The organism is Kribbella orskensis (assembly GCF_004342085.1).
Lineage (GTDB): Bacteria > Actinomycetota > Actinomycetes > Propionibacteriales > Kribbellaceae > Kribbella > Kribbella orskensis.
On sequence record NZ_SLWM01000003.1, the window covers coordinates 306,880 to 329,134 of the forward strand.

Below are 22,255 nucleotides of genomic sequence, written 5' to 3' on the forward strand. Positions count from 1 at the left end.
TTGTGTACCTTGAGCGCAAGGGGTTGTCGATGGACAAGCGGCAGGCGGTGCTGACCGGGGCGTTGACGGTCTTCGCGCGGGACGGCTACGCCCGGGCGAGCATCGATGTGATCGCCGCCGAGGCCGCCGTCTCCACCCGGACCATCTACAACCACTTCCAGGACAAGGCCGGGCTGTTCCGCGCGGTGATCCAGGACAGCGCCGCCCGGGTCGCCGCCGCGCAACTGGAGATCATCGACCGGTACCTACGCAGGATCACCGACCTCGAGGCCGACCTGGTCGACTTCGCCCTCGCCTGGCGGGCGCCGATGCCGGACTACGCCGAGCACTCGGCCCTCGTCCGGCAGGTCAACGCCGAGGCCGGGCACATCCCGCAGGAGGCGATCCAGGCCTGGCAGGAGACCGGCCCCCTCGCCGTACGGCGGGCGCTGGCCGACCGGCTCGCCGCCTTCGCCGCCGACGGGTTGCTCGAGGTGGACGACCCGCTCCGGGCGGCGCTCCACTTCTCCCTGCTCGTCTCCGGCGCCAACCCGTCCTACCGAGGAGAGTCCTTGACCACCGACGAGATCACCGAGGCCGTCACCACCGGCGTGCACGCGTTCCTGCACGGGTACGGCCGCTGATGCGCTACCGGTTGTTCGGCCGCACCGGACTGCGGGTCTCCGAGTTGTTCCTCGGCGCCATGCGGTTCGGCTCGGTGGACCAGGCCCGCCCGATCATCGACCTGTACGCCGGGTCCGGCGGCAACGTGATCGACACGGCCGACGCGTACGGCGGCAGCGAGGACATCGTCGGCGAGGTGCTCGCCGGGCGGCGCGACCGGTTCGTGCTCGCCTCGAAGTACTCGCTGCCCCGCGACCCCGCGGACATCAATGCCGCAGGCAACCATCGGAAGAACCTCCGGCTCGCCCTCGAGTCCAGCCTGCGCCGGCTGCGGACGGATCACCTGGACATCTACTGGGTGCACTTCTGGGACCGGCACACGCCGATCGAGGAGACCCTGCGCGCCCTCGACGACGCGGTCCGGGCGGGCAAGATCCTGTACGCCGGGATCTCCGACGCGCCGTCGTGGATCGTCGCCCGGGCGAACACCCTGGCCGAGTGGCACGACTGGACGGAGTTCGCCGGGCTGCAAGTGCCGTACAGCCTCCTGCAGCGAGATATCGAGCGGGAACTCCTGCCGATGGCCGAGGCGTTCGGCCTGACCGTGGCGGCCTGGGCTCCGCTCGCGCACGGGAAGCTGGGCCGATCCGCCGACACCGCTGTGGATGAACGCGAGCACAAGGTGCTGGTCGCAGTACAGGAGGTGGCTCGGGAGTTGGGCGCGACACCGGCTCAGGTGGCGCTTGCCTGGACGCGGGCGCACTCGCGGGCGGTCCACCCACTCGCCGGGGCGAGCTCGCCTGCTCAGCTGGCCGACAACCTCGCCGCGCTCGAGCTGGAACTGCCCGGCGAGGCTGTCGGACGGCTGGAGTCCGCGACTGATTTCGAGCTCGGTTTCCCGCGGGATTTCCTCACCGACGACTTCCTCGGACCGCATCAGCTCGACGGCCGTTGATTCATCCACAGGCGGTCGGCGGCCGACTGGATCGGTGCTGGCAGCCTCGAGCCGCGGGCGGTCGACAAGCGGGCCCGGCCCGGCATCGAGGGTGGACCGCCGCTGATCGGCCCGCCGCCCGACTTCAGCGCAGTGACCTCATTGGGGGAGCCGGCGGCGCCCGAGGTCGACGTCCCTGAGGTCGTCATCCCCGAGGTCGTTGCCGAGCAGGAGCCTGCGGCCGAGAAGGAGAAGGTCTGACCGGCTGCGGTCAGCTCCGCAACATCAGGCAGCTGTCGCCGAACTCGTGCCACAGGTAGCCACGTTGGAGGGCGGCGTCGTAAGCGTGCTGTACGACGCCGCCCCCGACCACCGACTCCAGCAGGAGCAGGTGGGAAGCGTCCGGCGCGTGCATGCCCGTGATCAGCCCGTCCACGACGGCAGCGGGATGATCCGGCCCCAGCACCAGGTCCGTCCAGCCACCCGCGGCCGCGACCGATCCGTCAGGCTGTGCGGCCGACTCGATCGCCCGCACCGCCGTGGTCCCGACAGCGATCACCCTGCCGCCGTTGGCCTTCACCCAGTTCACCAGGCGCGCGGTGTGCTCCGGTACGTCGTACCGCTCGGGCAGCGGTGGCTCGTAGCTCTCCAGCGACGACACCCCGCAGTGCAGCAGGATCGGCGCGATCAGTACTCCGGACGCGGCCAGCTGACTCACCAGCTCGAAGCTGAACGGCCTTCCAGCGCTCGGCATCTCCGCCGAACCCGGCTGGTTCGCGAACACCGTCTGGTAGAGCGCGAGCGGCCACTTCCGGTCGACGTACTTGTAGGTGATCGCGCGACCGTGACGGCCCAGGTAGGCGACCACGTCCGCAACTGGCGGCTTGGCTCGCCAGAGCCTGGTGCTCCCGGGGTCGTACGGCTCCAGCAGAGTCAGCGTGCCCTCTGGGAGCTCCACCCGGTCGCCGGCCGCGCCACCGAACATCGGCAAACCACCACTGCGCAACTCGACCACCCAGGTGCCGTCGTCGAGCGCTGTGGAGAAGTGGACGACAACCGGAGCAACTCCTGCGCCGGTGATCCACGAGCCGTCCACCGCCGCGGGCAGCGTGCCAGAGGTGTTCACGAGCAGCAGGTCTCCCGGCCGCAGGTGCTCCCCGATCCGGTCGAACCGGGTATGCGTGACGGTCGACCCCTCCGCGACCAGCAGCCTCACCCGGTCCCGGGCCAGCCCTCGCGCTTCCGGCGGCTCCACCGCGTTCAGCTCGTCGGGCAGGGTGAATCTGGTGTGGGGACGAACTCTCACGAGGTCACCGCCGGAGCGAACTCCGCCGCCCGGTAGCGACCACTGGCCGGCCGGCTGTCGAGCAACTGCAGGAACGCCGGTACTGCGGTGGCCGGCTCCGGGCGGTCCGAGATGTCCTCGCCCGGGAAGGCCGCCTGGTGCATCGCCGTCCGCAGATCACCCGGGTCGACCGCGTAGACGGCCAGCGCGGGGTGTTCCGCCGCCAGTACTGCGCTCGCGTGGTCCAGGGCAGCCTTGGCCGAGCCGTAACCACCCCATCCCTCGTACGCCTCCACTGCGGCGTCGGAGCTGATGTTGAGCACGATGCCGGAGTTCGCGGTCAGCGCCGGCACCAGCGCCTGGGCCAGGGCGATCGGCGCGATCACGTCGACCTCGTAAACGCGCCGGAGTTCGTCGATGTCGGCGACGGCCAACGGTTGCAGCGGGCTCGGGCCGAGGTAGCTGGCGTTGTTCACCAGCAGGTCGAGGCGGCCGAGCTCACCGACGGCGTCGGCCAGGTCGGCCCGGTGGTCGGGGTCGGTGACGTCACCGGCGAGCGGTACGACGTCGGTGCGGCCGGCCAGTGCGTCGGCCGCGTCCTTCAGTGCGTCGGCGCCCCGGGCGTCGATGATCAGTGCCCAGCCACGGTCGGCCAGACCGTGCGCGAGGGCGAGGCCGAGACCGGCGGAGGCGCCGGTGACGAGAGCAACGGGACGGGTCAGGGAATCAGGAGTCATGTCCGTCACTCTCATACCTCAAGAGAACTTGAGGTCAAGCGATCGCCGGATCCATTGCTTCGGCCATGACCGGCTGCGAGCATGAGGCGACCCGAGGAGCACGTATGACTGAAGGCACTCCCCGAACCATCGTCCTGATCCACGGTCTCTGGCTGACCTCACTGTCCTGGCAGCACTGGATCACTCGTTACACCGAGCGCGGCGAGACTGTCATCGCTCCCGAATGGCCGCGGATGAACGCGGACCTGGAGACCCTGCGCCGGGACCCGTCGGTGATGAACGGGCTCGGCCTGACCGAGATCGTCGACAGCTACGACCGCAAGATCCGCGACCTCGACACCCCGCCGATCCTGATCGGCCACTCGTTCGGTGGCACGATCGTCCAGTTGCTGCTCGACCGGGGACTCGGCGCGGCCGGGGTGGCGATCGACCCGGCGCCGATCAAGGGAGTCCTCCGGCTGCCGCTGTCGGCCCTCAGGGCCTCGGCCCCGGCGCTGACGAACCCCCTGAACCGCAACAAGACCGTCGGGCTGTCCAAGGAGCAGTGGCACTTCGCCTTCACGAACACGCTGAGCAAGGCGGACTCGGACGCTCTCTACGACGAGTACCACGTGCCCTCGACCGCGCGCCTGCTCTACCAGGCGGCGACCGCGAACTTCAAACCGAACGCGGCCACCAAGGTGAACTTCAAGAACGAGACCAGGGCCCCGCTCCTGATCATCGCCGGCGGCGCGGACCACACCGTCCCACCGGCGATGACCAAGGAGAACTACCAGCGCTACAAGAGCAACGCGGTCACCGACTACTACGAGTTCCCCGGCCGCCCCCACTTCACCGGCGGCGTACCGGGCTGGGAAGAGGTGGCCGATTACGCCCTGGACTGGGCACTCAAACACAGCTGACTGCTGTAGACCTCGTACTCGGACAGCTGACCCGCAGGCCATCGTCTGGGGTCGGGTCACCACCGCCCGTGCCCGGCTCCGCCCAGTTGCAGCCGCTCCAGGTGGAGTCAAGATACTAACTTGACGCGATAGCTCGATTACCTAACGCAAGTTATCAACAGCTGTGCATACCACTGTGGATGCCGGTCAGTCCTCGGGGAGCAGGATCCCGGGGTTGAGGATGCCGTTCGGATCCAGCACGTGCTTGACGGCCTGCAGGGCCTCGACCGCGAGCGGGCCGATCTCGGCGATGTAGGCGTCGCGGTGGTCGGTGCCGACTGCGTGGTGGTGCGTGATCGTTCCACCGGCCGCGGCGATCGCCTGGCTCGCGGCAGCCTTCGCCTTGCGCCACTGGACTACGGCGTCGTCGGTCTGGGCGGAGATCACCGTGAAGTAGAGCGAGGCGCCGGTCTCGTAGACATGGGAGACGTGGCAAAGCACCAACGGAGGGGTGCCCTGCTCGGACAGGGCGGTGACCAGTGCCTCGGTGACTTTCGCCTTCAGCGTCGGCAAGCTCGACCAGAACCCGGCGGTCTCGAGCGTCTCCACCAGCGCGCCCTCGTCGAGCAAGGGGTCGCGGAGATAAGGAGCGCGATAGCGACCCTGGCGCCAGGTCTCGCCCGGCCCTTTGCCGAGGGATTCGCCGCCTGCGGCGGTGAGGACTTCGGCCACCTCGGCCCGGCGTACCGCGGTACGGGTGCCTTCGAAGCCGACGATCGCGAGTGCTCCGCCGGTGCCGCCGCCGAGGACGTCCGGGTCGGCGAGGTTGATCGCGGTCTCGGCCTCGTCGGACAACCGCAGCACGGTCGGGAGCGGGCCGTCCTGGGCGAGGCGCCGAATCGCGGTCAGGCCTTCGTCGAACGATGCGAACTTCCAGCCCTCGAAGGACCGCTCCGCGGGGCGGGGGCGGATCCTGAGTACGACCGAGGTGATGATGCCGAAGGCGCCTTCGGATCCGAGCACGAGTTGGCGGAGATCCGGGCCGGCCGCGGACATCGGCGCGCGGCCCAGTTCGACTTTGCCGCGCGGAGTCGCCAGGGTCAGCCCGACCACCATCTGGTCGAACCGCCCGTAGCCGGCCGAGGACTGACCACTCGAGCGCGTCGCGGCATACCCGCCGATGCTCGCGCCCTCGTACGACTGGGGGAAGTGGCCGAGCGTATAGCCGTGCTCGGCGAGTATGGCCTCGGCGGCAGTACCGCGTACGCCGGCCTCGAGGGTCGCCGTGCGGGAGATCTCGTCGAGGCTGACGAGTCTGTTCAGGCGGCGCAGGTCTACGGCGATGAAGGTGGCGCGCTGTGGGGCGAGTCCACCGACGACCGAGGTGCCGCCCGCGTAAGGGGAGATCGCGATCCGGTGCTCGTCGCACGCGGTGAGGAGCGCCTGTACTTCGTCGTGGGAGCCCGGGTAGACGACGGCGGCCGGCAGGTCCGAGGTGTCGCCCGCGCGATGGCGGAGCAGGTCGGGCGTCGAGTAGCCGCGGGTATGACCCCAGCGCGTCTCGAAGTCGGTCTTCACATGCTCCGCGCCGAGCACCTTCTCCAGCACCTCCCGGGCGGCGAGGGTGAACTCCGGGTCGTCCGTCGAGCCACCCGGAGCCGCGTCGCCTGCCGGCTCACCCTCACCCGCAGTACGTCGTACGGCTGGGTCCACCACGGGAGCGGCCGGGCGGCGTACGCCGAGGTGCTTGAGGGCTTCGACGGCGGCGGCGGGGAGTTCGACCGGGTGGGCCGGGTCGCCCCAGCGGCCGGGCGTGAGTTGCACCACCGGCAGGTCGGACTCGGTCATTCGGGGCTCCCCAACGGTCGGCTTCGGCGGTACCGTCCGGAAGAGGTGAAACCCCCTGGTCTCCACCTCGTCCGGACGTTCCCCACACGCCGGAGTCGCTGATACACTCTGACGTGTGATGTCTCAGCGTAGCAGCGAAATCGCCAACGGCTCCAGCGGCCCCGGTTCTCCTGACAGCAGTTCGACAGGCAGCAGTTCCACGGGCAGCGGCTCCACTGGCGCGACCTCGGCGGACCCAGGCAACGGTGAGGCCGCTCCGGCCTCCACCCGGCCGACGCCGGCGAACGCGATCGGCGAGGAGCGGATCCTCGACGCGGCGTACGAACTGCTGCTCGCGATCGGCATGCGCCGGATGACGATGGCCGACATCGCCCGGCACGCGGAGGTCTCCCGGGCGACGCTCTACCGCCGCTGGCCGAACGTGCAGGCCGTGGTCGCCGCGCTGATGACCCGGGAGTGGACCACCGCGCTGGTCTCGGCCTTCCAGCCCGACTCCGTGGACGGGCGCTCCCGCCTGGTCGAAGGTGTCGTCGAGGTGGTCGCGAAGACCCGGACCCACCCGCTGATGCGCAAGATCATCGAGCTCGACCCGGAGTTCCTCACGCCGTACCTGCTGGAGCGGCGGGGCAGCAGCACGGTCGCACACCTCGCGCTGGTCAAGGCGGGGATCGAGGCGGGCCAGGCGGACGGGTCGATCCGCGACGGCGACCCGGACTGGCTGTCCCGGCAGATCATCCTGGTCTCGCTCGCGTCGGCTGTCTCGGGACCGGTGCTGGCCGAGCCGAAGGAATACCCGGAGCTGGACGAGGAGCTGCGGGTGATGCTGACGAGGTACCTGACGCCATGATCGCGGTGGGCAACGCCAGTTTGAACGCCGCCCGGCGGACGCGCGAGCTGGACTGGCTCGAGGCGACCGGCAAGGTCGACGTGCTGGTGATCGGCGGCGGCGTCACCGGGGTCGGGGTCGCCCTCGACGCGGCCGCGCGCGGGCTGACCGTTGCCCTGGTGGAGAAGCACGATCTGGCCTTCGGGACCAGCCGCTGGAGCTCGAAGCTGGTGCACGGCGGTCTGCGCTACCTGGTTTCGGGGCATGTCGGGATCGCGTACGAGAGTGCGGTCGAGCGCGGCATCCTGATGAAGACCACCGCGCCACATCTCGTCCACCCGGTCCCGCAGGTCGCGCCGTGGTTGCCGCAGGCAAGGATCGCGCAGGCGGCGATGCTGCGCGGTGCCTTCCTCGGCGGCGACGTGCTCCGCACCTTCGCGCGGACCAGTGACGACTACCTGCCGCACTCCCGCCGGATCAGCTCGGCCGAGATCCTCCGCTACGCCCCGACGCTGCGCCCCGAGGGACTGCGCGGCGGCTTCCTCACCTGGGACGGCCAGCTGTACGACGATGCGCGGCTGGTCGTCGCGATCGCGCGCACCGCCGCGTCATACGGCGCGCGGGTGCTCACGCGGTGCTCGGCCGAGCAGGTGACCGGTGCCGGCGCGGTGCTGGTGGATCAGCTGTCCGGCCGGCGGCTGAGCGTGGATGCCCGGATCGTCATCAACGCGGCCGGGATCTGGGCGGACCAGGTGGCTTCGGGCATCAAGCTGCGGCCCAGCCGGGGGACTCACCTGGTGCTGCCGCAGTCGGCCTTCGGGGGACTGTCGGCCGTGCTGACCATTCCGGTGCCGGGGGAGTTGCGCCGGGTGGTGATGGCGATTCCCGCGCCGGACGACCGGGTGTACGTGGGGCTGACCGACGAGGACGCACCGGGCCCGGTGAGCGACGTACCGCGCGCCACGGAGTCCGAGATCGACTTCTTGCTCAACACGATCAGCTCGGCCGTGCGCGTGCCGCTGACCAGGGACGACCTGCTCGGCACGTATGCGGGGTTGCGGCCGCTGCTCGACACCGGCCATCACCACGGCGGGTCCAAGACCGCCGACATCTCACGGCGGCATGCGGTGATCACGAGTCCCGAAGGTGTCGTGACGATCGTGGGCGGGAAGCTGACCACCTACCGCCGGATGGCGCAGGACGTCCTCGACACCGCCCTCGCGCAGTCGTCGGTCGAGGTCCGCCGGCCATGCCTGACCCACCGCATCCCCCTCATCGGCGCCGCCTCCCCAGGCCACCTGGCCGCCGTCCGGGCACCGGCCCGCTTCGTCCAGCGCTACGGCATCGAGGCGCCTGACGTCATCGCGGGAGACCCCTCACTCCTGCTGCCGATCGCGCCCGGGCTGGCGACGACCCACGCCGAGCTCCGCTTCGCAGTACGCCACGAGGGCGCCTTGACCGAAGACGACCTCCTCGACCGCCGCACCCGGATCGGTCTCTCCGCCTCCGACAGGGCCCTTGCCCTGCCAGCAGCCCAAGAGGCCTTCGCCTCGGTCTGAGCTGCGCGTTTGCACCCGCTCGGGCGGCCGATGGTGTGCTGGGCTGTGGATAACTGGGTGAGGGCTCCCTGGGCTGGGATAACTTGTCCCACGGGGAGGTGGGGAAGGTGAGTCAGCCTTATCCGGGGCCGCAGGGGCCTTATCCGGGGTATCCGGCGGGGCAGTATCCGCCCTATCCGGCGGTGGTCGCGGCGCCGAAGTACCGGCCGTTGCGGCGGATAGCGCTCATCAGCATCGGCCTGATGGGACTGACGGCGGTCGCTGCCGTGGTCCAGGTCGTGCTGATGTGGAGCTCGTACGACGACGTCAAGCGATTCGTCTACGGGCTGGTCTCCGAGGACGAGTTCGACAGCGGGATCGAGTCGATCACCAACAGCGGGCCACTGCTGGACCTGGTCGGGTACCTGTTCGTCGGCACGGCGATCGCCTTCCTGATCTGGCTCTGGCAGGCCCGGGAGAACACCCAGGTGTTCCGGCCGATCCCGCCCGGAGGGTTCGACTCGCACCGGCACACGCAGGGCTGGGTAGTGGGCAGCTGGATCTGCCCGATCGTCCAGTTCTGGTATCCGCTGGAAGTGGTCGAGGACGTCGTCCAGGCGAGCGAGCCACCCGCGCAACCGGGCGCGGCCAAGTCGGGCGAGGTCCGCGCGCTGCTGTACGGCTGGTGGGCCGCGTGGACCGGCTTCTGGGTGATCCTGGTCGCGGGCGGCGCGACGGTGCTGATCAGCTTCGTCGTCTGGATCGTGCAACTGGTCGATCGGGCGGATGCGGCCGGCGCAACGGGTGACTATGTGGACATCTACGACCTGCAGGACGACATGGTTCGGGTCGCCCTCGGGGTGAACATCGGCTTCACGGTCGCCATCGCCCTCCTGATCGCCGCCGCCGTCACAGTCTCCCTGCTCCTCCTCCGAGTCAGCACCTGGCAGGACACCCGGGGCGCCGAACTCGGCCTTCTCCACCCGGGCCAGCCTCCCGCCACCCCGGTTACCTACCCGCAGCCACCGCAGTACGCCCCGCGCCCGACGTACACCAGCCAGCCCGGCTTCGGTCCTCCACCGAGCCAGCAGCCGGGGAACGCGCCCCGCTCGTTCCCGTCCTACGGCGCACAGCCGCACCCAGGAGGGCAGCCACCGCCTGGCCGGCCCACGAATCCCGGGGAGTCGACGTCTGGAGCCAGGCAGCAGCCGCCTGGCTCACGGAGTTGGACGCCGCCGGGCTAGCCGCCAGAGGACTGCGCTGGCGTCGTCGTGGCGCTTGCCGCGGAACGTGCCCTCGGCCGCATTCGTGTCGTACGAGCGGACCCGGTCGATCAACTCCTGCGGCCCGGCCGTATCGAGTACCTCGACCAGGTCTTCCCAGGTGTGCCCGTAGCGCTCCGCATAGCGCGACGCCCCGTCGGTGAGCATCGCGACCACCTCGACGTCCGCGCGGTCCGTAGTACCGGCGACTGCTTCGTACGCCGCCTTCGGCTCGGTGCTCGCCACCCAGAAACCACCAGGCTGGTTCCGCAGTCGCCGCACGGCCCCGAACGTGTACTCCGGCAACAGGTCGATCCGGTCATCCGCCACCACCGTCATCCGCTGATCGGGCGACCGCAGCACCACCGGTGAATCCGCCAGGACCAGATGATCGACCTGGTCCGCTGAGGCTCGCACGATCGACACAGTCGACGACGGGCTGTCCGGATTCGCCAGATCGCAGCTGTCCGCGTGCTCGGCCATCACGGCGGCGATCGCGTCAGCCAACAGGTCCGCCAGCGGCGCCGCGGATCCACCGAGCAACGGCACCACCAACTGCCCGCCCAGCCGGCCGACCAGCCACGCCACCGAATGCCGGCATCCGGAGTCCAGCTCGGCCGGCGCGGTCGCACCGTCCAGCACCACCACGAACCCAGGCCCGCTCAACACCAGATCCTCGTTGACCGCGGGAGGACGACGGTCGGGCGCCGGCTGACACGCTGAGCGAATCTCCACCCCACCATTCTCCCGGTGAGCAGAAGCCGTCATCTGGACGGGCAGGCGATCCAGGTGTCGAGCAGCGACTGCTCCAACGGAATCCTGGCCGACCACCCGAGCTGCTTCTGTACCAAATGGTCATGCCGCGGTGCTCGATGCCGCGGTCCACGAGCAGCCGGCAGATCGCGCTGCCGAGGAAGCCGCCGGCGCCGAAGACCATCACCCGCTCAGATCCGGCCACGCTGATCACTCTCCTGGATTGGTCGTTCAGCTGAACGTGTCGGCCGGCTGAAATTCTGTCGGGCGGCTGAACTCTGTCGGTCCGAGGCGTCACACTGCAGGTGACCTGAGAGGAGTGCCGTGGCTGACCGCAAACACGGACGACCCGCACCGAAGACCGAGACGACGATCCGGGACTGGGACGACGCTGATCCGTCGGGCCGGACGTACGCCCAGGTGCTGTTCATCGACTCCGACCTGACCGAGGTCACGAACCAGGGCGGCGTCTTCGAGGAGTGCACCTTCCGCGGCGTGCGGTTCAACGCGTCCACCCACACCGACGCCGCGTTCGTGAACTGCACCTTCGTGCGGTGCTCGTTCTTCGACACCACGTTCACGCGATGCAAAGTGATGGGCAGCATGTTCGACGACTGCTCCTACAACCTGATGAAGGTCGAGGGCGGCGACTGGTCGTTCGTCGGCCTGCCCGGCGCGGATCTGCGCGGCGTCGAACTCACCGGCGTGAGACTGCGGGAGGCCGACCTGACCGGGCTCAGGGCGAGCAAGGCTTCATTGCGGGATGTGGACCTGTCCGGCGCCTGGATGCACCAGGCCGACTTCTCCGGGGCCGACCTCCGCGGCTCAGATCTGTCCACCCTCGACCCGCTGACCGTGGAGCTCAAGAACGCCATTGTCGATCTCACCCAGGCGATGGTGATCACCACGTCGCTGGGCCTCGAGGTTCGACCCTGACCACGATTCCACCTGTGGATATCTTCAGCGTCCTGACCGGTCATCCCCCGGTTCATCCACAACCTGTGGAAAACCATCCACGCCCCCTCATCGGGCTCTGGCCACCGGTCGGAGGCGGCCCGAGCTCTTCGCCATCGCGAGTGCCAGCTCGGCCCGGCGATGCCTGACCGACGGCCTGCGAACCGCCAGTACCGCGTTGTGCTCCACGACGTACACGGGGCTCGTCAGGGTCCGTGGCCCGCTGACGGGGCGCAGTACGAGTTGCACCGTGGCCGCCGGGCCGACGCCGGCGATCGCGCCCAGGGAGTTCGCGACCAGATCGTGCAGTTGGCAGGAGCGGCCGAGCTGGGGGATCAGGGTCCGGATCCTCCGTAGTCGCGGCTCACGCAGTCCCGATCGGTCAACAACCTCGTAGCCCCCGGCAACAATGCTTACGCTGGTCCGGCAGTCCACGTACTGCGGACCCGGGCACCGAGGGGTTGGGGAAATGATTGTCACGTGTCTCGAGATGACAGCTGCGGGGCAGTTGATTCCTGGGCGACCGGCACCAGCTCCGTTGGTCCTGGAAGAGGTCGGTCCGGACTCCGCCGAGCTGATCCGCGCGGTCTATGTCCGCATCTGGGAGCCACTGGGCTCAGGCGGTCGGAGTATCTGGACCAACGAACGGTGGGCGGACGAACTGTCCCAGCCGGCAGTCCACACGTGGGTCGCCCGGGTCGAGGGCGCCGTCGCCGGTCTCGTGGAACTGGAGCTAGCTGCAAACGGCAACGTGGGCATCGTGATCTTCGGCCTGCTCCCCGAGTTCCAGTCCAAGGGCTTCGGCGGCCTTTTCCTCACCCTCGCAACCGAAACCGCCTGGAATCTCAGCTCCCCCTCCGGCAAACCAACCACTCGCGTCTGGCTGCAAACATCCTCCGCAGACCACCCCCACGCCCTGACAAACTACAAACACCGCGGCTTCCGGATCATTGAAACCACACCTCTGCCCTGAGGCCTGAGCCAGCCCCCAGGACAGCTGAACCAGCGCGCTGTTTCGCCACCGACCCTCGGTCGCGATCGTGCGGCGACGGCGCCATCGCCGCACGGACCGGGCGGTCATCCTCGGGTCATGCGCCGGGCACGCGACTTCGCGGGCCAGGCGCTTCCGGCTATCCGAACTGGCCGGGCTGGTAGTCGCCGGCGGGCTGCTGGACCATCACGTTCACCCGGTTGTAGGCGTTGATGATGGCGATCACCGACACCAGTGCGGCGAGCTGCTCCTCGTCGTAGTGCTTGGCCGCATTCGCCCAGGCCTCGTCTGTGACTCCACCGGCCGCATCGGCGATGCGGGTGCCCTGCTCGGCCAGCTCCAGCGCAGCACGCTCAGCCTCGGTGAACACCGTGGCCTCCCGCCACGCCGCCACCAGGTTGAGGCGCTGCGCCGACTCACCAGCCGCGGCGGCGTCCTTGGTGTGCATGTCCGTGCAGAAGCCGCAACCGTTGATCTGACTCGCGCGGAGCCTCACCAACTCCTGCGTCGCGGCGGGCAGCGTCGAGTCCGCAGTCACCCGCCCCGCGGACCCGACGTACTTGAGCACCTTGCCCGCAGTCGGGCTGTCGAAAAGGTTCAAACGAGCATCCATACCGAACTCCTCTACCGTTCTCGTTGGCTACACGACTCCGACGAAACGGCCCCCCACGATGTCAGGCGGCACGAATGTGACCTACGTCCCCGACCCTGACCGCGGGCAATTCCGACTGACCCTCGACCTACTGGGTCTTCCGCCTGATCGGGTGCTGCATGTCGGTGACTCCCTGACCGGCGACGTGGGCGTACGCGATCTCACCCTCGGGGGACGATGTTCCATGGCCGTTTGACTGTCAGAGTCCGAGCGTGGCCGATCAACCTGTGGAGATCCCCGTTGTCGCTGGGAAGCGCGCGTGGCGCGTGGTTCTCCTGGCCGGCCTCCTGGTCTGGGTGCTCGCGGCTGGAGTGACAGCAGTCACCGACGACGAGATCCTGATACCGACCCTGTTCCTGATCGGGAGCTTTCTGGTGCCGATCACGGTCGTGACGTTCGCGCTGGCTCGGCTGGACGACTGCAACCTGACCACCAGTGTGGTCCTCACGGGGTTTGTCGCGGCCGGGACGATCGGGGTCGTTGTATCCGCCGTGACGGAGATCTACCTGCTGCCGACGGGGTCTGGGCCGGTGGGCAACGCGCTCGGGTTCTTCGGCGTCGGCTTGATCGAGGAGGTCTCCAAGGGTGCAGTGCTGGTGGCGGTCGCCTGGCGGCTACGCGAGCGCACGGTGCACGGAGGGATGGTCCTGGGCGCCACTGTAGGCGCCGGCTTCGCCGCCTTCGAAAGCACGGGCTACGCCTTCTACGCGTATGTCCAGCACGCCGATGACCACCCCGAGCTGAACATCCTGCAGACCGAGGTGTCGCGAGCCATGCTCGCCCCCTTCGGCCACCTGACCTGGACCGCGCTGCTCGGTGGAGCCCTTTTCGCCGCTTCCGCTCGAGCCAACGGCGGGTTCCGCTTCACTATGCGGGTGGGTTGGACGCTCGCCGGCGTCGCCGCACTCCACGGAGCATGGGACGCGACGTACGGCTGGGCCATCTGGATCACCCAGGGACTCACCGGAAACGGCTGGGTCGCGGACTGGCCGGACGGTAGCTACTGGGAGGAGGTTCCGACACCAGAGGAGCTCTGGGTCTTCCACGTGACGTACGACGCCGCCCTGGCACTCAACGGCCTCGTCGGAGTCCTCTGGATAGTCCGCAGCTGGCGCCGAGGCGCCACACCACACCCCACAGCCCGGCCCTGACCTCTCCGCCGCCAGGTGGCGGTGAAGTTTCGGTGAACGCGGACCGTGGCCGTTGGTGCGGCCCGGTTCCGGTGCGACCATGGCGATGACCCGCGCTCGGGCGAGCTGCCTGACCTAGGCGCCCTTTGAGGCGGACTGGAGGAAGCATGCGTTACATGGCGAATTCACGGATCGCAGAGGGTGTGACGCCAGAGCAGCTCACCAAGTTCTTCGACGGGAACAGCGTGTCGACGGAGGCCTGGGAGCTCGTGCGGCACCGAGTCGTTACCGAGTATGCGTTCAAGGTGGGTGACGTGCCTGGAATCGTGCTGTTCCTGGAGGTCAACTCCCCGGACGAGGCCTCCGACATCCTGAACGGACTGCCGGCAGTTCAGCGGGGCCTGTTGACGTTCGACCTTGACCCGCTCGGAAAGACCATGCGCTTTTGAGCAGGCGGAGAAGGGGAAGTCCAAGTGAACGGCGCGCCAGTGGCGCGAAGCCGCACGCGGGCTCGGTGCACGCTGGTCGGCCACGAATCACGTTCTGACCAGGGGAAGAAGGTTGTGGAGACGAGGGGACTCGAACCCCTAACCCCTGCCTTGCAAAGGCGATCCGGGCTGCTGCCTGCACCTGGCTGAGCGGTGAACCGCTGAGCGCCGGGCTCGGCTGGCCAGTGACCGCCACTGACCAGCAGGGCCCACTCGTGCGCCCCCGCTGTGGCACAGGTGTGGCACGAGCTCCCTGGGGGACAGTGGAGTTTGGCAGCGCCCGAACGCTGCGCGTTCAATCGCTGTGGTACCTCTGATGAACTCGAGGGTCGTTGACGGCTGTTCACGGCCCTTCGGGGGCCTCTCGGGGGGCCTCGTTGTCCGCGAGATTCAAAGTTGCCGCAGACCCGTCCGTAGCGGTCCATCCGAGGCTGCCACTCACCCCGGTCTGAGGTCGAATGCGCGGATCGCGGCTACTTGCGGTTGGGCTACTCGTAGCCGGTGGCGGGCGCCGTGATCTCCGCGAACAGGGGATACATGGCGCCTGCGCGGGGACCGAACGGCGGAGGTCCCGTGGAAACTTTTGGCCGTCGGCTGTCGTATCCACCGGACGCCGTTCGTAGCGTAGGTGGAGGCGGACAGCGGGTCCGCTCGAGCCGAAGGAGCAGACATGCCCGAGTACCTCATCTACTTCAACCAACAGTGGGTGGGTGACCACACCGAGGAGTGGTTCCGCGGGCGCGGGCCACGCGCCATGGCGGTCGTGAACGAGATGAAGGCTGCCGGCACGTACGTCTTCGCCGGGGGACTGGAGGAGGAGGACGGCCCGGTCTACAACGCCGACCCCACCAGTGGCGACGTATTGATCACCGACGGACCATACGTCGAGACCAAGGAGTTTCTGGGCGGGTTCGCTCTGGTGGACGTGGCCGATGACGAGGCCGCCAAGATGTGGGCGGGCAAGGTCGCGGAGGCATGCGGTTGGCCGCATGAGGTTCGCCGCTTCAAGCCGCAGCCTCAGGCCGACTGACTCCATCGCCATGTTCCTCACCAAATGGTGAGGAACATGGCAGGGCTCTCACGCGTTGTACGGACCACCACCAGCAGTACGCCGCGAGCAGCCTCGTTCGGGTGATCCGGGCTGCTGCACCTGGCCGAGCGGTCAAGTGCTGAGCGTCGGGCTGGGCTGGTCAGTGACCGTTGCTGACCGGCCGGGTCCGCTCCTGCTCTCCCCTTGTGGCACGTCCGTGGCACGGCGACCTTCTCATGACGAGTCCGTCCGATCCCCCGTTGACAGCGGTCGGCCGCGTGGTGCCGTGGCCGGCCGTGGATTGGTGTGACCCTGTGCGGCCCTCGTAATGGCCCGTTATTGGCACGCGTGCGAACAGCATCACGAGCTTGATGCGGGCGGCCTAGTCCTCGATGTGAGCCCGCGTCCGAGCACCGCCTGTGACCAGGTTCTGACGTGGACCGACTCGCCTTTACAGGTCGCGCGCCCGGGGTGTTTCCTGGCCTCGGGACCTTCGGCGGATGTCCGCTGTGGTGTTCGTGCATCTGGGGGAAGGATGCCTCTGGCCGGCATCAACGCGGCAGAGTCGCCTGGTCGCGCTCTGCTCGGGAGGGGGACCCGCGCTGGCGGGCGTTCGGTGTGACCGAACGCGTCCGCTGCCGGGACAGAACCACGAATGGAGGGGACCAATGCGTAGGTTCGCACTGGTGGTCGGAATCGTCGTTGCGCTCGGACTGGGCGCAGTGCCATCGGCGGTCGCCGCTAATCCTGGCGTCATCCACTTCACCATGACCGACTCGTTCACCGATCCCAACTTCTGCGAGACCAGGCATGCGGTGGACACCGCGATCTCCATCAAGCAAACCACGTTCCTCGCACCCAACCAGCCGGTCGACGTCCGCAGCGTCGGCGTGGTCGACTTCGTCTACACGAACCCGCAGAACAACGCCACCGTCTTCCGGCACCAGGCTGGGCAGTTCTCCGAGACGATCATCTCCGGCGACCCGCAGGGTGTACACACAGTCGAGCGCACCGTCACCGGGCTGAGCGGGCACCTCCACACCACCGACGGCGTCGTCTTGCTGGGCGCGGGCAACCTCGTGTTGCACGAGGTCTTCAACGGCGACGAGTTCGTCAGCCGCGAGATCGTCGTCAACAGAGGACCTCACCCCAACATCGAGAGCGACCTCGTCCTGTTCTGCGAGGTCGCGACCGCCGCGTTGGGACTGAACTAGCAGCTGACCCGGAGCCACGCTCCGCTCGCCGGATCTGCCCCGTCCCCTGCTAGCTGCCAGACCAAGGTCAGCGCGGTGCGGGTCAAGGGTCGAGCGCGGTTTGCTCGATCGCCTGCGACGCACGAAGTGCGCCCTTGACGCGTGCCGGATCTTGCGGCAGGTGGCGTAGGCCCTGCGCTGCTGGTTGGGCCGCGAGATGAGCGTTACCGACTTGGGGAAGATGCGGCGCTCCGCGAGGGCGGCTCGGGTGAGGACGATGTTTTCCCCGGTGTTGGTCGCCTCGGACTCGATGATGATCGCGTCTGCCGGGACACCCAACTCCTGGGCGTGTTCGGCATAGTGAATCGCCTCGCCTCGGGGAAATCGCTCTACTGTGGTCGGAGCGTTCGCGCCGGTGAACACGATCAGCGGAAACATGCTCCGCAGGTAGCTCGGCGGCGTATGTGGCGACCCCGAGATCGTGGCTACCTAGCCGACACCTACGTCGGTCGGCCGGAGCTCGTGATGCATGTCGTGGGAGTCCCAAAGGACCTGCGTCGCTTCGAGAACGTCAGCGGGTATGGCCGTGGTCGGACTCATTCGGGATCGTAAATGTGTAGGACCAGGCGAAGCGACTGGCGGCATGCACGCCTCGGGCGAACTCGATTACTCGGCCTGTGCTCGTCATCGCCCTTGCATGGTGAGCACCGCGAACCCGCCGCCGCGTCCAGCAGGCCCCGCGCTCAGATCGCGAATGCGCGCGAGGACCAGGGCGACGACGAGGTGAACGGCTGATGTCGCACGCGCGTGGCGCGCGGATGGACCTGGCCGTCAACCTCAACGGGGGAGGGAGCCGGGAATCAGGCTCTGCCCAGGGGAAACGTGGTTGTGGAGACGAGGGGACTCGAACCCCTAACCCCTGCCTTGCAAAGGCAGTGCTCTGCCAGTTGAGCTACGCCCCCGTGGGGGTGGTCAGCGGCCCGGGGTGACCGGGTCGACGGCCTCGGCCCAGAGGTCCTGCTCGGCGCGGGCCTGCTGGGTCTTCTTGTAAGCGAAGTATCCACCGATGCTGGCCAGCAGGACCAGCAGAACCTTCTTCAGCACCGGGACTCCTTGGATCGCCTGTCGATCTGGGGGTGGGCCTAACTGGACTTGAACCAGTGACCTCTGCCTTATCAGGGCAGCGCTCTAACCGTCTGAGCTATAGGCCCGCGTTGCGGGGTCGAACCCGGGAGAGATTACCGCACTGAACGCCTGTCTCCCAAACCGGTTCCGATCGGGTCAGGCCGCGGCCCGATCGAACCCGGTTCCAGCCGTCAGTCTTCGGACGCCAGCGTCACCTCGAGGCCGCCCAGCAGGGTGGCCGCGATGTTGTAGAGGAAGGATCCGAGCGTCGCCAGCGCGGTGATGATCAGCACATCCGCGCAGGCCAGCAGGGTGGTGAAGCCCATCACCTTGCCGGTGTTGATGTAGTTCTCGATCCGGAACGGTTCGGCCGCCGGAGTACCCAGGACCTCCGTCACCGTGTTGTTGATGTTGTCGAAGACGCCGGCCGCGCCGATCGCGGACCAGACGATGAACACCGCGACCCAGACGACGATACCGAAGGCGATCGACAGCAGGAACGAGGTCTTCATCACCGACCACGGGTCGAGCCGCGACAGCCGCAGCCGGGCCTTGCGGGTCTGATGCCGGGTCGACGTCTTCACACTCGGCGAGGTCGTCGTGCGGGCCCCGGTGGCCGAGTTGGCGGCGACCGCCGCGCCGGTGCCCACACCAGGCGCCTCGGCCTTCGCGTCCGTCTTGACCCCGAACCGGTTCGGTCTGCTCTCGGTAGCGCTCCGGGCCTTGGTGTCAGCGCCCGACGTGGCCGCCTCTTTGAGCGCGCCGGCCTTGTCCATCACCGCCTGCTTGGCTGCGTTCACCCGGTCCCCGAAGGACTCGCCGGTGGACTTGCCGGTCTGCCCGTACGACGGGGTCGTGGGCTGGCCGCCCCCAGGCGGACCAGCGGGAGCGGGGAACCGCGGCTCCGGACGACCCGGAGTGCTCGGGGTCGCCAGCGGCGGCCGCTGTCCCGAAGGAGCCTGCGAAGACCCGTGAGACGACGGCGGGACCACAGGCGGGGCCTGCTTGACGACCGGCCGGACCGGTGGCTGCTGCGGCGGCCGCGGCAGCTTGGCCGCGTTCGCCGGCGACGGCTGGTTCGCCGGAGCACCCGGACGGGGCTGCTGGCGGATCTCGCCGGGCTGCCCGTTCGGAGTACTGGGTCTTGGCTGGCCGTTGCCGGGGGTGCCGTTGCCGTTGGCGGCACTCTTGCCGTTGGCGCTCGGCGTGGTACGACCGTTGGAGGTCGGTGTGGCCGTGGGGGTGGACTGGGACTTCCCGTTGCCGCCTTGCGAGGGCCGCTCGGATTTGCCGCTGTCCGCCCCGTCAGGCCATGTCGGCCTCGCGCGGTTGGTCATCAGGTGCCCTCCTGGCCGGCTTCGTCTCCTTCGACGGTAGCCGCGCCGTCGACGTCCGTCGAATGCTGGTCATCATCCTGGACGCTCTGAGGGGCCTGTTCGGTTGGCAGTCCGTCCACATCCTGGGCAGCAACCTCCCCGGCGCCTTCGACACCCTCGATCTCGACGGTGAGATCGGTGTTGCGGGCGATCGCGACCACAGCATCAGATTCCCCGACGCCCGCGAACTTAACCCCCATGGTGTCGCGGCCCTTGACCGGAACGCTGTCCACCCGGCTGCGCACGACCTGCCCGCTGGACTTGATCGCGAGCACCTGGTCGGAGTCGACGACGATCAGCGCGCCGACCAGCGAGCCACGCTCGTCGTTCAGCTTGACCGCCTTGATGCCGAGACCGCCACGACCCTGCTGGCGGTACTCCGAGACGCGGCTGCGCTTGGCGTAGCCGGCGTCCGTCACGGTGAAGACGTACTGCGTGTCCTCCTCCGAGCCGGCCCGGATGACGGCCATCGAGAGCAGTTCGTCGCCGTCGCGGAACTTCATCCCGGTGACGCCGGAGGTGGCCCGGCCCATCGGGCGCAGCTGCTCGTCGTTCGCGGTGAAGCGGATCGACTGGCCCTTCCTGGAGACCAGCATCAGGTCGTCCTCGGCCGAGGCGAGCTCCGCACCGATCAGCTCGTCGTCCTCGTCGCGGAAGTTGACCGCGATGATGCCGCTCTGCCGGGCCGAGTCGTAGTCGGTCAGCGCCGTCTTCTTCACCAGGCCACGCTTGGTGGCCAGCAACAGGTACGGCTCCTGCTCGTAGTCGCGCAGCGTCAGTACCTGCGCGATCTCCTCGTCCGGCTGGAACGAGAGCAGGCCGGCCACATGGGAGCCCTTGGCGTCGCGCGCGGACTCGGGCAGCTGCCACACCTTGGCGCGGTAGACCCGGCCCTTGGTGGTGAAGAACAGCATCCAGTGGTGGTTCGTGGTGGCGAAGAAGTGCCCGATCTCGTCCTCGGCTCGCATCGTCGCGCCCCGAACGCCCTTGCCGCCGCGGTTCTGCGTGCGGTACAGGTCGGTCTTGGTGCGCTTCGCGTAGCCGCCGCGGGTGATCGTGACGACCACTTCCTCGTCCGGGACCAGGTCCTGGACGGACAGGTCGCCGTCGGCCGCGATGATCTCGGTCCGCCGCTCGTCGCCGAACTTCTCGACGATCTCGGCCAGCTCGTCGCGGACGATGTTCCGCTGCCGCACCGGGTCGGCCAGGATGTCCTCGAGGTCGGCGATGACGGCCTCGAGCTCGTTCAGCCGGTCGATGATCTTCTGCCGCTCCAGGGCGGCCAGCCGGCGCAGCTGCATGTCCAGGATCGCCTGGGCCTGCACCTCGTCGATGTCCAGCAGGCTGATCAGTCCCTGACGGGCCTCGTCGACGTCCGGGCTGCGCCGGATCAGCGCGATGACCTCGTCCAGCGCGTCGAGCGCCTTCACGTAGCCGCGGTAGATGTGGGCCTGCTTCTCGGCCTCGCGGAGGCGGTAGCGGGTCCGGCGCTGGATGACCTCGATCTGGTGGTCGATCCAGTGCGTGATGAACAGGTCCACGCTGAGCGTGCGCGGTACGCCGTCGACCAGCGCGAGCATGTTGCAGCCGAAGGTGTCCTGCAGCTGCGTGTGCTTGTAGAGGTTGTTCAGTACGACGCGGGGCTGGGCATCGCGCTTCAGCACGATCACCAGGCGCTGACCGGTCCGGGACGAGGTGTCGTCGCGGATGTCGGCGATGCCGTTCATCTTGCCGGTGTTGACCAGCTCGGCGATCTTCTGCGCCAGGTTGTCCGGGTTGACCATGTAGGGCAGCTCGCTGACGACCAGGCTGGTCCGGCCCTTGGCGTCCTCCTCGATGTCGACCACCGCGCGCATCGTGACCGAGCCACGACCGGTGCGGTAGGCGTCGTCGATGCCCTTGTAGCCGACGATCAGGGCGCCGTTGGGGAAGTCCGGGCCCTTGATGTGTTCCATGCACGCCGCCAGGACCTCTTCCTGGCTGGCGTCCGGGTTCTCCAGGCACCAGTTCGCCGCGGCGGCGACCTCGCGCAGGTTGTGCGGCGGGATCTGCGTCGCCATCCCGACCGCGATCCCGGCCGAGCCGTTCACCAGCAGGTTCGGGAAGCGGCTGGGCAGGATCACCGGCTCCTGCGAGCGGCCGTCGTAGTTGGGGCGGAAGTCGACCGTGTCCTGGTCGATGTCGCGCACCATCTCCATCGCCAGCGGGGCCAGCCGGCACTCGGTGTACCGCATCGCGGCGGCCGGGTCGTTACCCGGCGAGCCGAAGTTGCCCTGTCCCTGGATCATCGGCGCGCGCATCACCCACGGCTGAGCCAGCCGCACCAGGGTGTCGTAGATCGCCGAGTCACCGTGCGGGTGGTATTGACCCATCACGTCACCGACGACGCGCGAGCACTTGGAGAAGCCCCGGTCCGGCCGGTAGCCACCGTCGTACATCGCATAGAGGATGCGACGGTGCACCGGCTTGAGGCCGTCGCGCACCTCCGGCAGCGCGCGGCCGACGATGACGGCCATCGCGTAGTCGAGGTACGACTGCTGCATCTCCGTCTGCAGATCGAGGGGCTCGATCCGGTCGTGTCCCGGAGAAATGGGGGTCTCGGTCATCTGGTGCTCGTCCCGTTCGTTTCAGTACGTCGGTGAGGTCGGC

The 22,255-nt window shown here is 68.5% G+C and carries 21 protein-coding genes, 3 tRNA genes and 1 pseudogene; 12 read left to right on the top strand and 13 right to left on the bottom strand.

Features of this window, described 5'->3' with window-relative positions:
* Window positions 1–29 precede the first annotated feature (29 nt).
* Window positions 30–623 carry a TetR/AcrR family transcriptional regulator gene (locus EV644_RS10345; RefSeq protein ID WP_132189957.1) on the top strand — a complete coding sequence of 198 codons (594 nt, stop codon included), beginning with the start codon at window positions 30–32 and terminating at the stop codon, window positions 621–623.
* The gene (locus EV644_RS10350; RefSeq protein ID WP_132189956.1) at window positions 623–1,558 is read left to right on the top strand and encodes an aldo/keto reductase; all 936 of its coding nucleotides are present in this window, start codon (window positions 623–625) and stop codon (window positions 1,556–1,558) included. The genes EV644_RS10345 and EV644_RS10350 overlap by 1 nt, the downstream gene beginning before the upstream one ends.
* Window positions 1,559–1,808: 250 nt before the next feature.
* Here the strand turns inward: EV644_RS10350 and EV644_RS10355 are convergent, their stop codons facing one another.
* Both EV644_RS10355 and EV644_RS10360 read right to left on the bottom strand, forming a co-directional pair.
* Window positions 1,809–2,843, bottom strand: coding sequence for an S-adenosylmethionine:tRNA ribosyltransferase-isomerase (locus tag EV644_RS10355; RefSeq protein WP_132189955.1), 1,035 nt, complete (start codon window positions 2,841–2,843; stop codon window positions 1,809–1,811).
* A complete protein-coding gene (locus EV644_RS10360) occupies window positions 2,840–3,559 on the bottom strand; it encodes an SDR family NAD(P)-dependent oxidoreductase (protein WP_132189954.1) in 720 nt (239 codons plus the stop codon). The genes EV644_RS10355 and EV644_RS10360 overlap by 4 nt, the downstream gene beginning before the upstream one ends.
* A 104-nt stretch (window positions 3,560–3,663) precedes the next feature.
* On the opposite strand from EV644_RS10360, the gene EV644_RS10365 reads away from it, so the two are divergent.
* On the top strand, window positions 3,664–4,461 hold the full coding sequence (locus EV644_RS10365; RefSeq protein WP_132189953.1) for an alpha/beta hydrolase: 798 nt from the start codon (window positions 3,664–3,666) through the stop codon (window positions 4,459–4,461).
* Between the two features lie 186 nt (window positions 4,462–4,647).
* Here EV644_RS10365 and EV644_RS10370 read toward each other — a convergent pair whose 3' ends face one another.
* The gene (locus EV644_RS10370) at window positions 4,648–6,288 is read right to left on the bottom strand and encodes an FAD-binding oxidoreductase (RefSeq protein ID WP_132189952.1); all 1,641 of its coding nucleotides are present in this window, start codon (window positions 6,286–6,288) and stop codon (window positions 4,648–4,650) included.
* A gap of 118 nt (window positions 6,289–6,406) precedes the next feature.
* Between EV644_RS10370 and EV644_RS10375 the strand changes: the two genes are divergently transcribed.
* The 3 genes from EV644_RS10375 (at window position 6,407) to EV644_RS10385 (ending at window position 9,896) form a co-directional block, all read left to right on the top strand.
* Window positions 6,407–7,135: a TetR/AcrR family transcriptional regulator gene (locus EV644_RS10375; protein ID WP_241998438.1), complete on the top strand. Its 729-nt coding sequence runs from the start codon at window positions 6,407–6,409 to the stop codon at window positions 7,133–7,135.
* On the top strand, window positions 7,132–8,673 hold the full coding sequence (locus EV644_RS10380; RefSeq protein WP_132189951.1) for a glycerol-3-phosphate dehydrogenase/oxidase: 1,542 nt from the start codon (window positions 7,132–7,134) through the stop codon (window positions 8,671–8,673). The genes EV644_RS10375 and EV644_RS10380 overlap by 4 nt, the downstream gene beginning before the upstream one ends.
* Before the next feature lie 107 nt (window positions 8,674–8,780).
* Window positions 8,781–9,896 (top strand): DUF4328 domain-containing protein, encoded by a 1,116-nt coding sequence (locus EV644_RS10385; RefSeq protein ID WP_132189950.1) that lies wholly within the window; start codon window positions 8,781–8,783, stop codon window positions 9,894–9,896.
* Here the strand turns inward: EV644_RS10385 and EV644_RS10390 are convergent.
* The gene (locus EV644_RS10390) at window positions 9,870–10,583 is read right to left on the bottom strand and encodes a protein phosphatase 2C domain-containing protein (RefSeq protein ID WP_241998495.1); all 714 of its coding nucleotides are present in this window, start codon (window positions 10,581–10,583) and stop codon (window positions 9,870–9,872) included. The two genes, EV644_RS10385 and EV644_RS10390, sit on opposite strands and share 27 nt — an antisense overlap.
* A 408-nt stretch (window positions 10,584–10,991) precedes the next feature.
* Between EV644_RS10390 and EV644_RS10400 the strand changes: the two genes are divergently transcribed.
* Window positions 10,992–11,603 (top strand): pentapeptide repeat-containing protein, encoded by a 612-nt coding sequence (locus EV644_RS10400; protein WP_132189948.1) that lies wholly within the window; start codon window positions 10,992–10,994, stop codon window positions 11,601–11,603.
* An 87-nt stretch (window positions 11,604–11,690) separates the two neighbouring features.
* Here the strand turns inward: EV644_RS10400 and EV644_RS10405 are convergent, their stop codons facing one another.
* A complete protein-coding gene (locus EV644_RS10405) occupies window positions 11,691–12,101 on the bottom strand; it encodes a hypothetical protein (RefSeq protein WP_132189947.1) in 411 nt (136 codons plus the stop codon).
* 10 nt (window positions 12,102–12,111) lie between these two features.
* Here EV644_RS10405 and EV644_RS10410 point away from each other — a divergent pair, with 10 nt between their 5' ends.
* Window positions 12,112–12,594, top strand: a complete 483-nt coding sequence (locus tag EV644_RS10410) for a GNAT family N-acetyltransferase (RefSeq protein WP_132189946.1) — start codon at window positions 12,112–12,114, stop codon at window positions 12,592–12,594.
* A 157-nt stretch (window positions 12,595–12,751) separates the two neighbouring features.
* On the opposite strand, the gene EV644_RS10415 is transcribed toward EV644_RS10410, so the two are convergent.
* Complete coding sequence (locus tag EV644_RS10415) at window positions 12,752–13,225, bottom strand: carboxymuconolactone decarboxylase family protein (protein WP_132189945.1); 474 nt, start codon at window positions 13,223–13,225, stop codon at window positions 12,752–12,754.
* A 251-nt stretch (window positions 13,226–13,476) separates the two neighbouring features.
* Between EV644_RS10415 and EV644_RS10420 the strand changes: the two genes are divergently transcribed.
* On the top strand, window positions 13,477–14,415 hold the full coding sequence (locus tag EV644_RS10420; RefSeq protein WP_158292780.1) for a PrsW family intramembrane metalloprotease: 939 nt from the start codon (window positions 13,477–13,479) through the stop codon (window positions 14,413–14,415).
* Between the two features lie 155 nt (window positions 14,416–14,570).
* Complete coding sequence (locus EV644_RS10425) at window positions 14,571–14,843, top strand: hypothetical protein (RefSeq protein WP_132189943.1); 273 nt, start codon at window positions 14,571–14,573, stop codon at window positions 14,841–14,843.
* Between the two features lie 115 nt (window positions 14,844–14,958).
* Here EV644_RS10425 and EV644_RS44455 read toward each other — a convergent pair.
* Window positions 14,959–15,024, bottom strand: a tRNA-Ala gene (locus EV644_RS44455).
* Between the two features lie 528 nt (window positions 15,025–15,552).
* Here EV644_RS44455 and EV644_RS10430 point away from each other — a divergent pair.
* Window positions 15,553–15,912 carry a YciI family protein gene (locus EV644_RS10430; RefSeq protein ID WP_132189942.1) on the top strand — a complete coding sequence of 120 codons (360 nt, stop codon included), beginning with the start codon at window positions 15,553–15,555 and terminating at the stop codon, window positions 15,910–15,912.
* A gap of 668 nt (window positions 15,913–16,580) precedes the next feature.
* On the top strand, window positions 16,581–17,126 hold the full coding sequence (locus EV644_RS46205) for a hypothetical protein (protein WP_241998436.1): 546 nt from the start codon (window positions 16,581–16,583) through the stop codon (window positions 17,124–17,126).
* A gap of 156 nt (window positions 17,127–17,282) precedes the next feature.
* Here the strand turns inward: EV644_RS46205 and EV644_RS47495 are convergent.
* The 6 genes and pseudogenes from EV644_RS47495 to gyrA all read right to left on the bottom strand — a co-directional run.
* Window positions 17,283–17,543: pseudogene (locus EV644_RS47495) on the bottom strand (YdcF family protein); the annotation flags it as partial.
* 451 nt (window positions 17,544–17,994) lie between these two features.
* Window positions 17,995–18,067 (bottom strand) — tRNA-Ala (locus tag EV644_RS10445).
* A 10-nt stretch (window positions 18,068–18,077) separates the two neighbouring features.
* Window positions 18,078–18,209 carry a DLW-39 family protein gene (locus tag EV644_RS46210; RefSeq protein ID WP_241995359.1) on the bottom strand — a complete coding sequence of 44 codons (132 nt, stop codon included), beginning with the start codon at window positions 18,207–18,209 and terminating at the stop codon, window positions 18,078–18,080.
* A 33-nt stretch (window positions 18,210–18,242) separates the two neighbouring features.
* Window positions 18,243–18,316: transfer RNA gene (locus EV644_RS10450), tRNA-Ile, on the bottom strand.
* Between the two features lie 105 nt (window positions 18,317–18,421).
* On the bottom strand, window positions 18,422–19,567 hold the full coding sequence (locus tag EV644_RS46215) for a DUF3566 domain-containing protein (RefSeq protein ID WP_132189941.1): 1,146 nt from the start codon (window positions 19,565–19,567) through the stop codon (window positions 18,422–18,424).
* Window positions 19,567–22,212, bottom strand: a complete 2,646-nt coding sequence (gene gyrA / locus EV644_RS10460) for a DNA gyrase subunit A (RefSeq protein ID WP_132189940.1) — start codon at window positions 22,210–22,212, stop codon at window positions 19,567–19,569. The genes EV644_RS46215 and gyrA overlap by 1 nt, the downstream gene beginning before the upstream one ends.
* Between the last annotated feature and the right edge of the window lie 43 nt (window positions 22,213–22,255).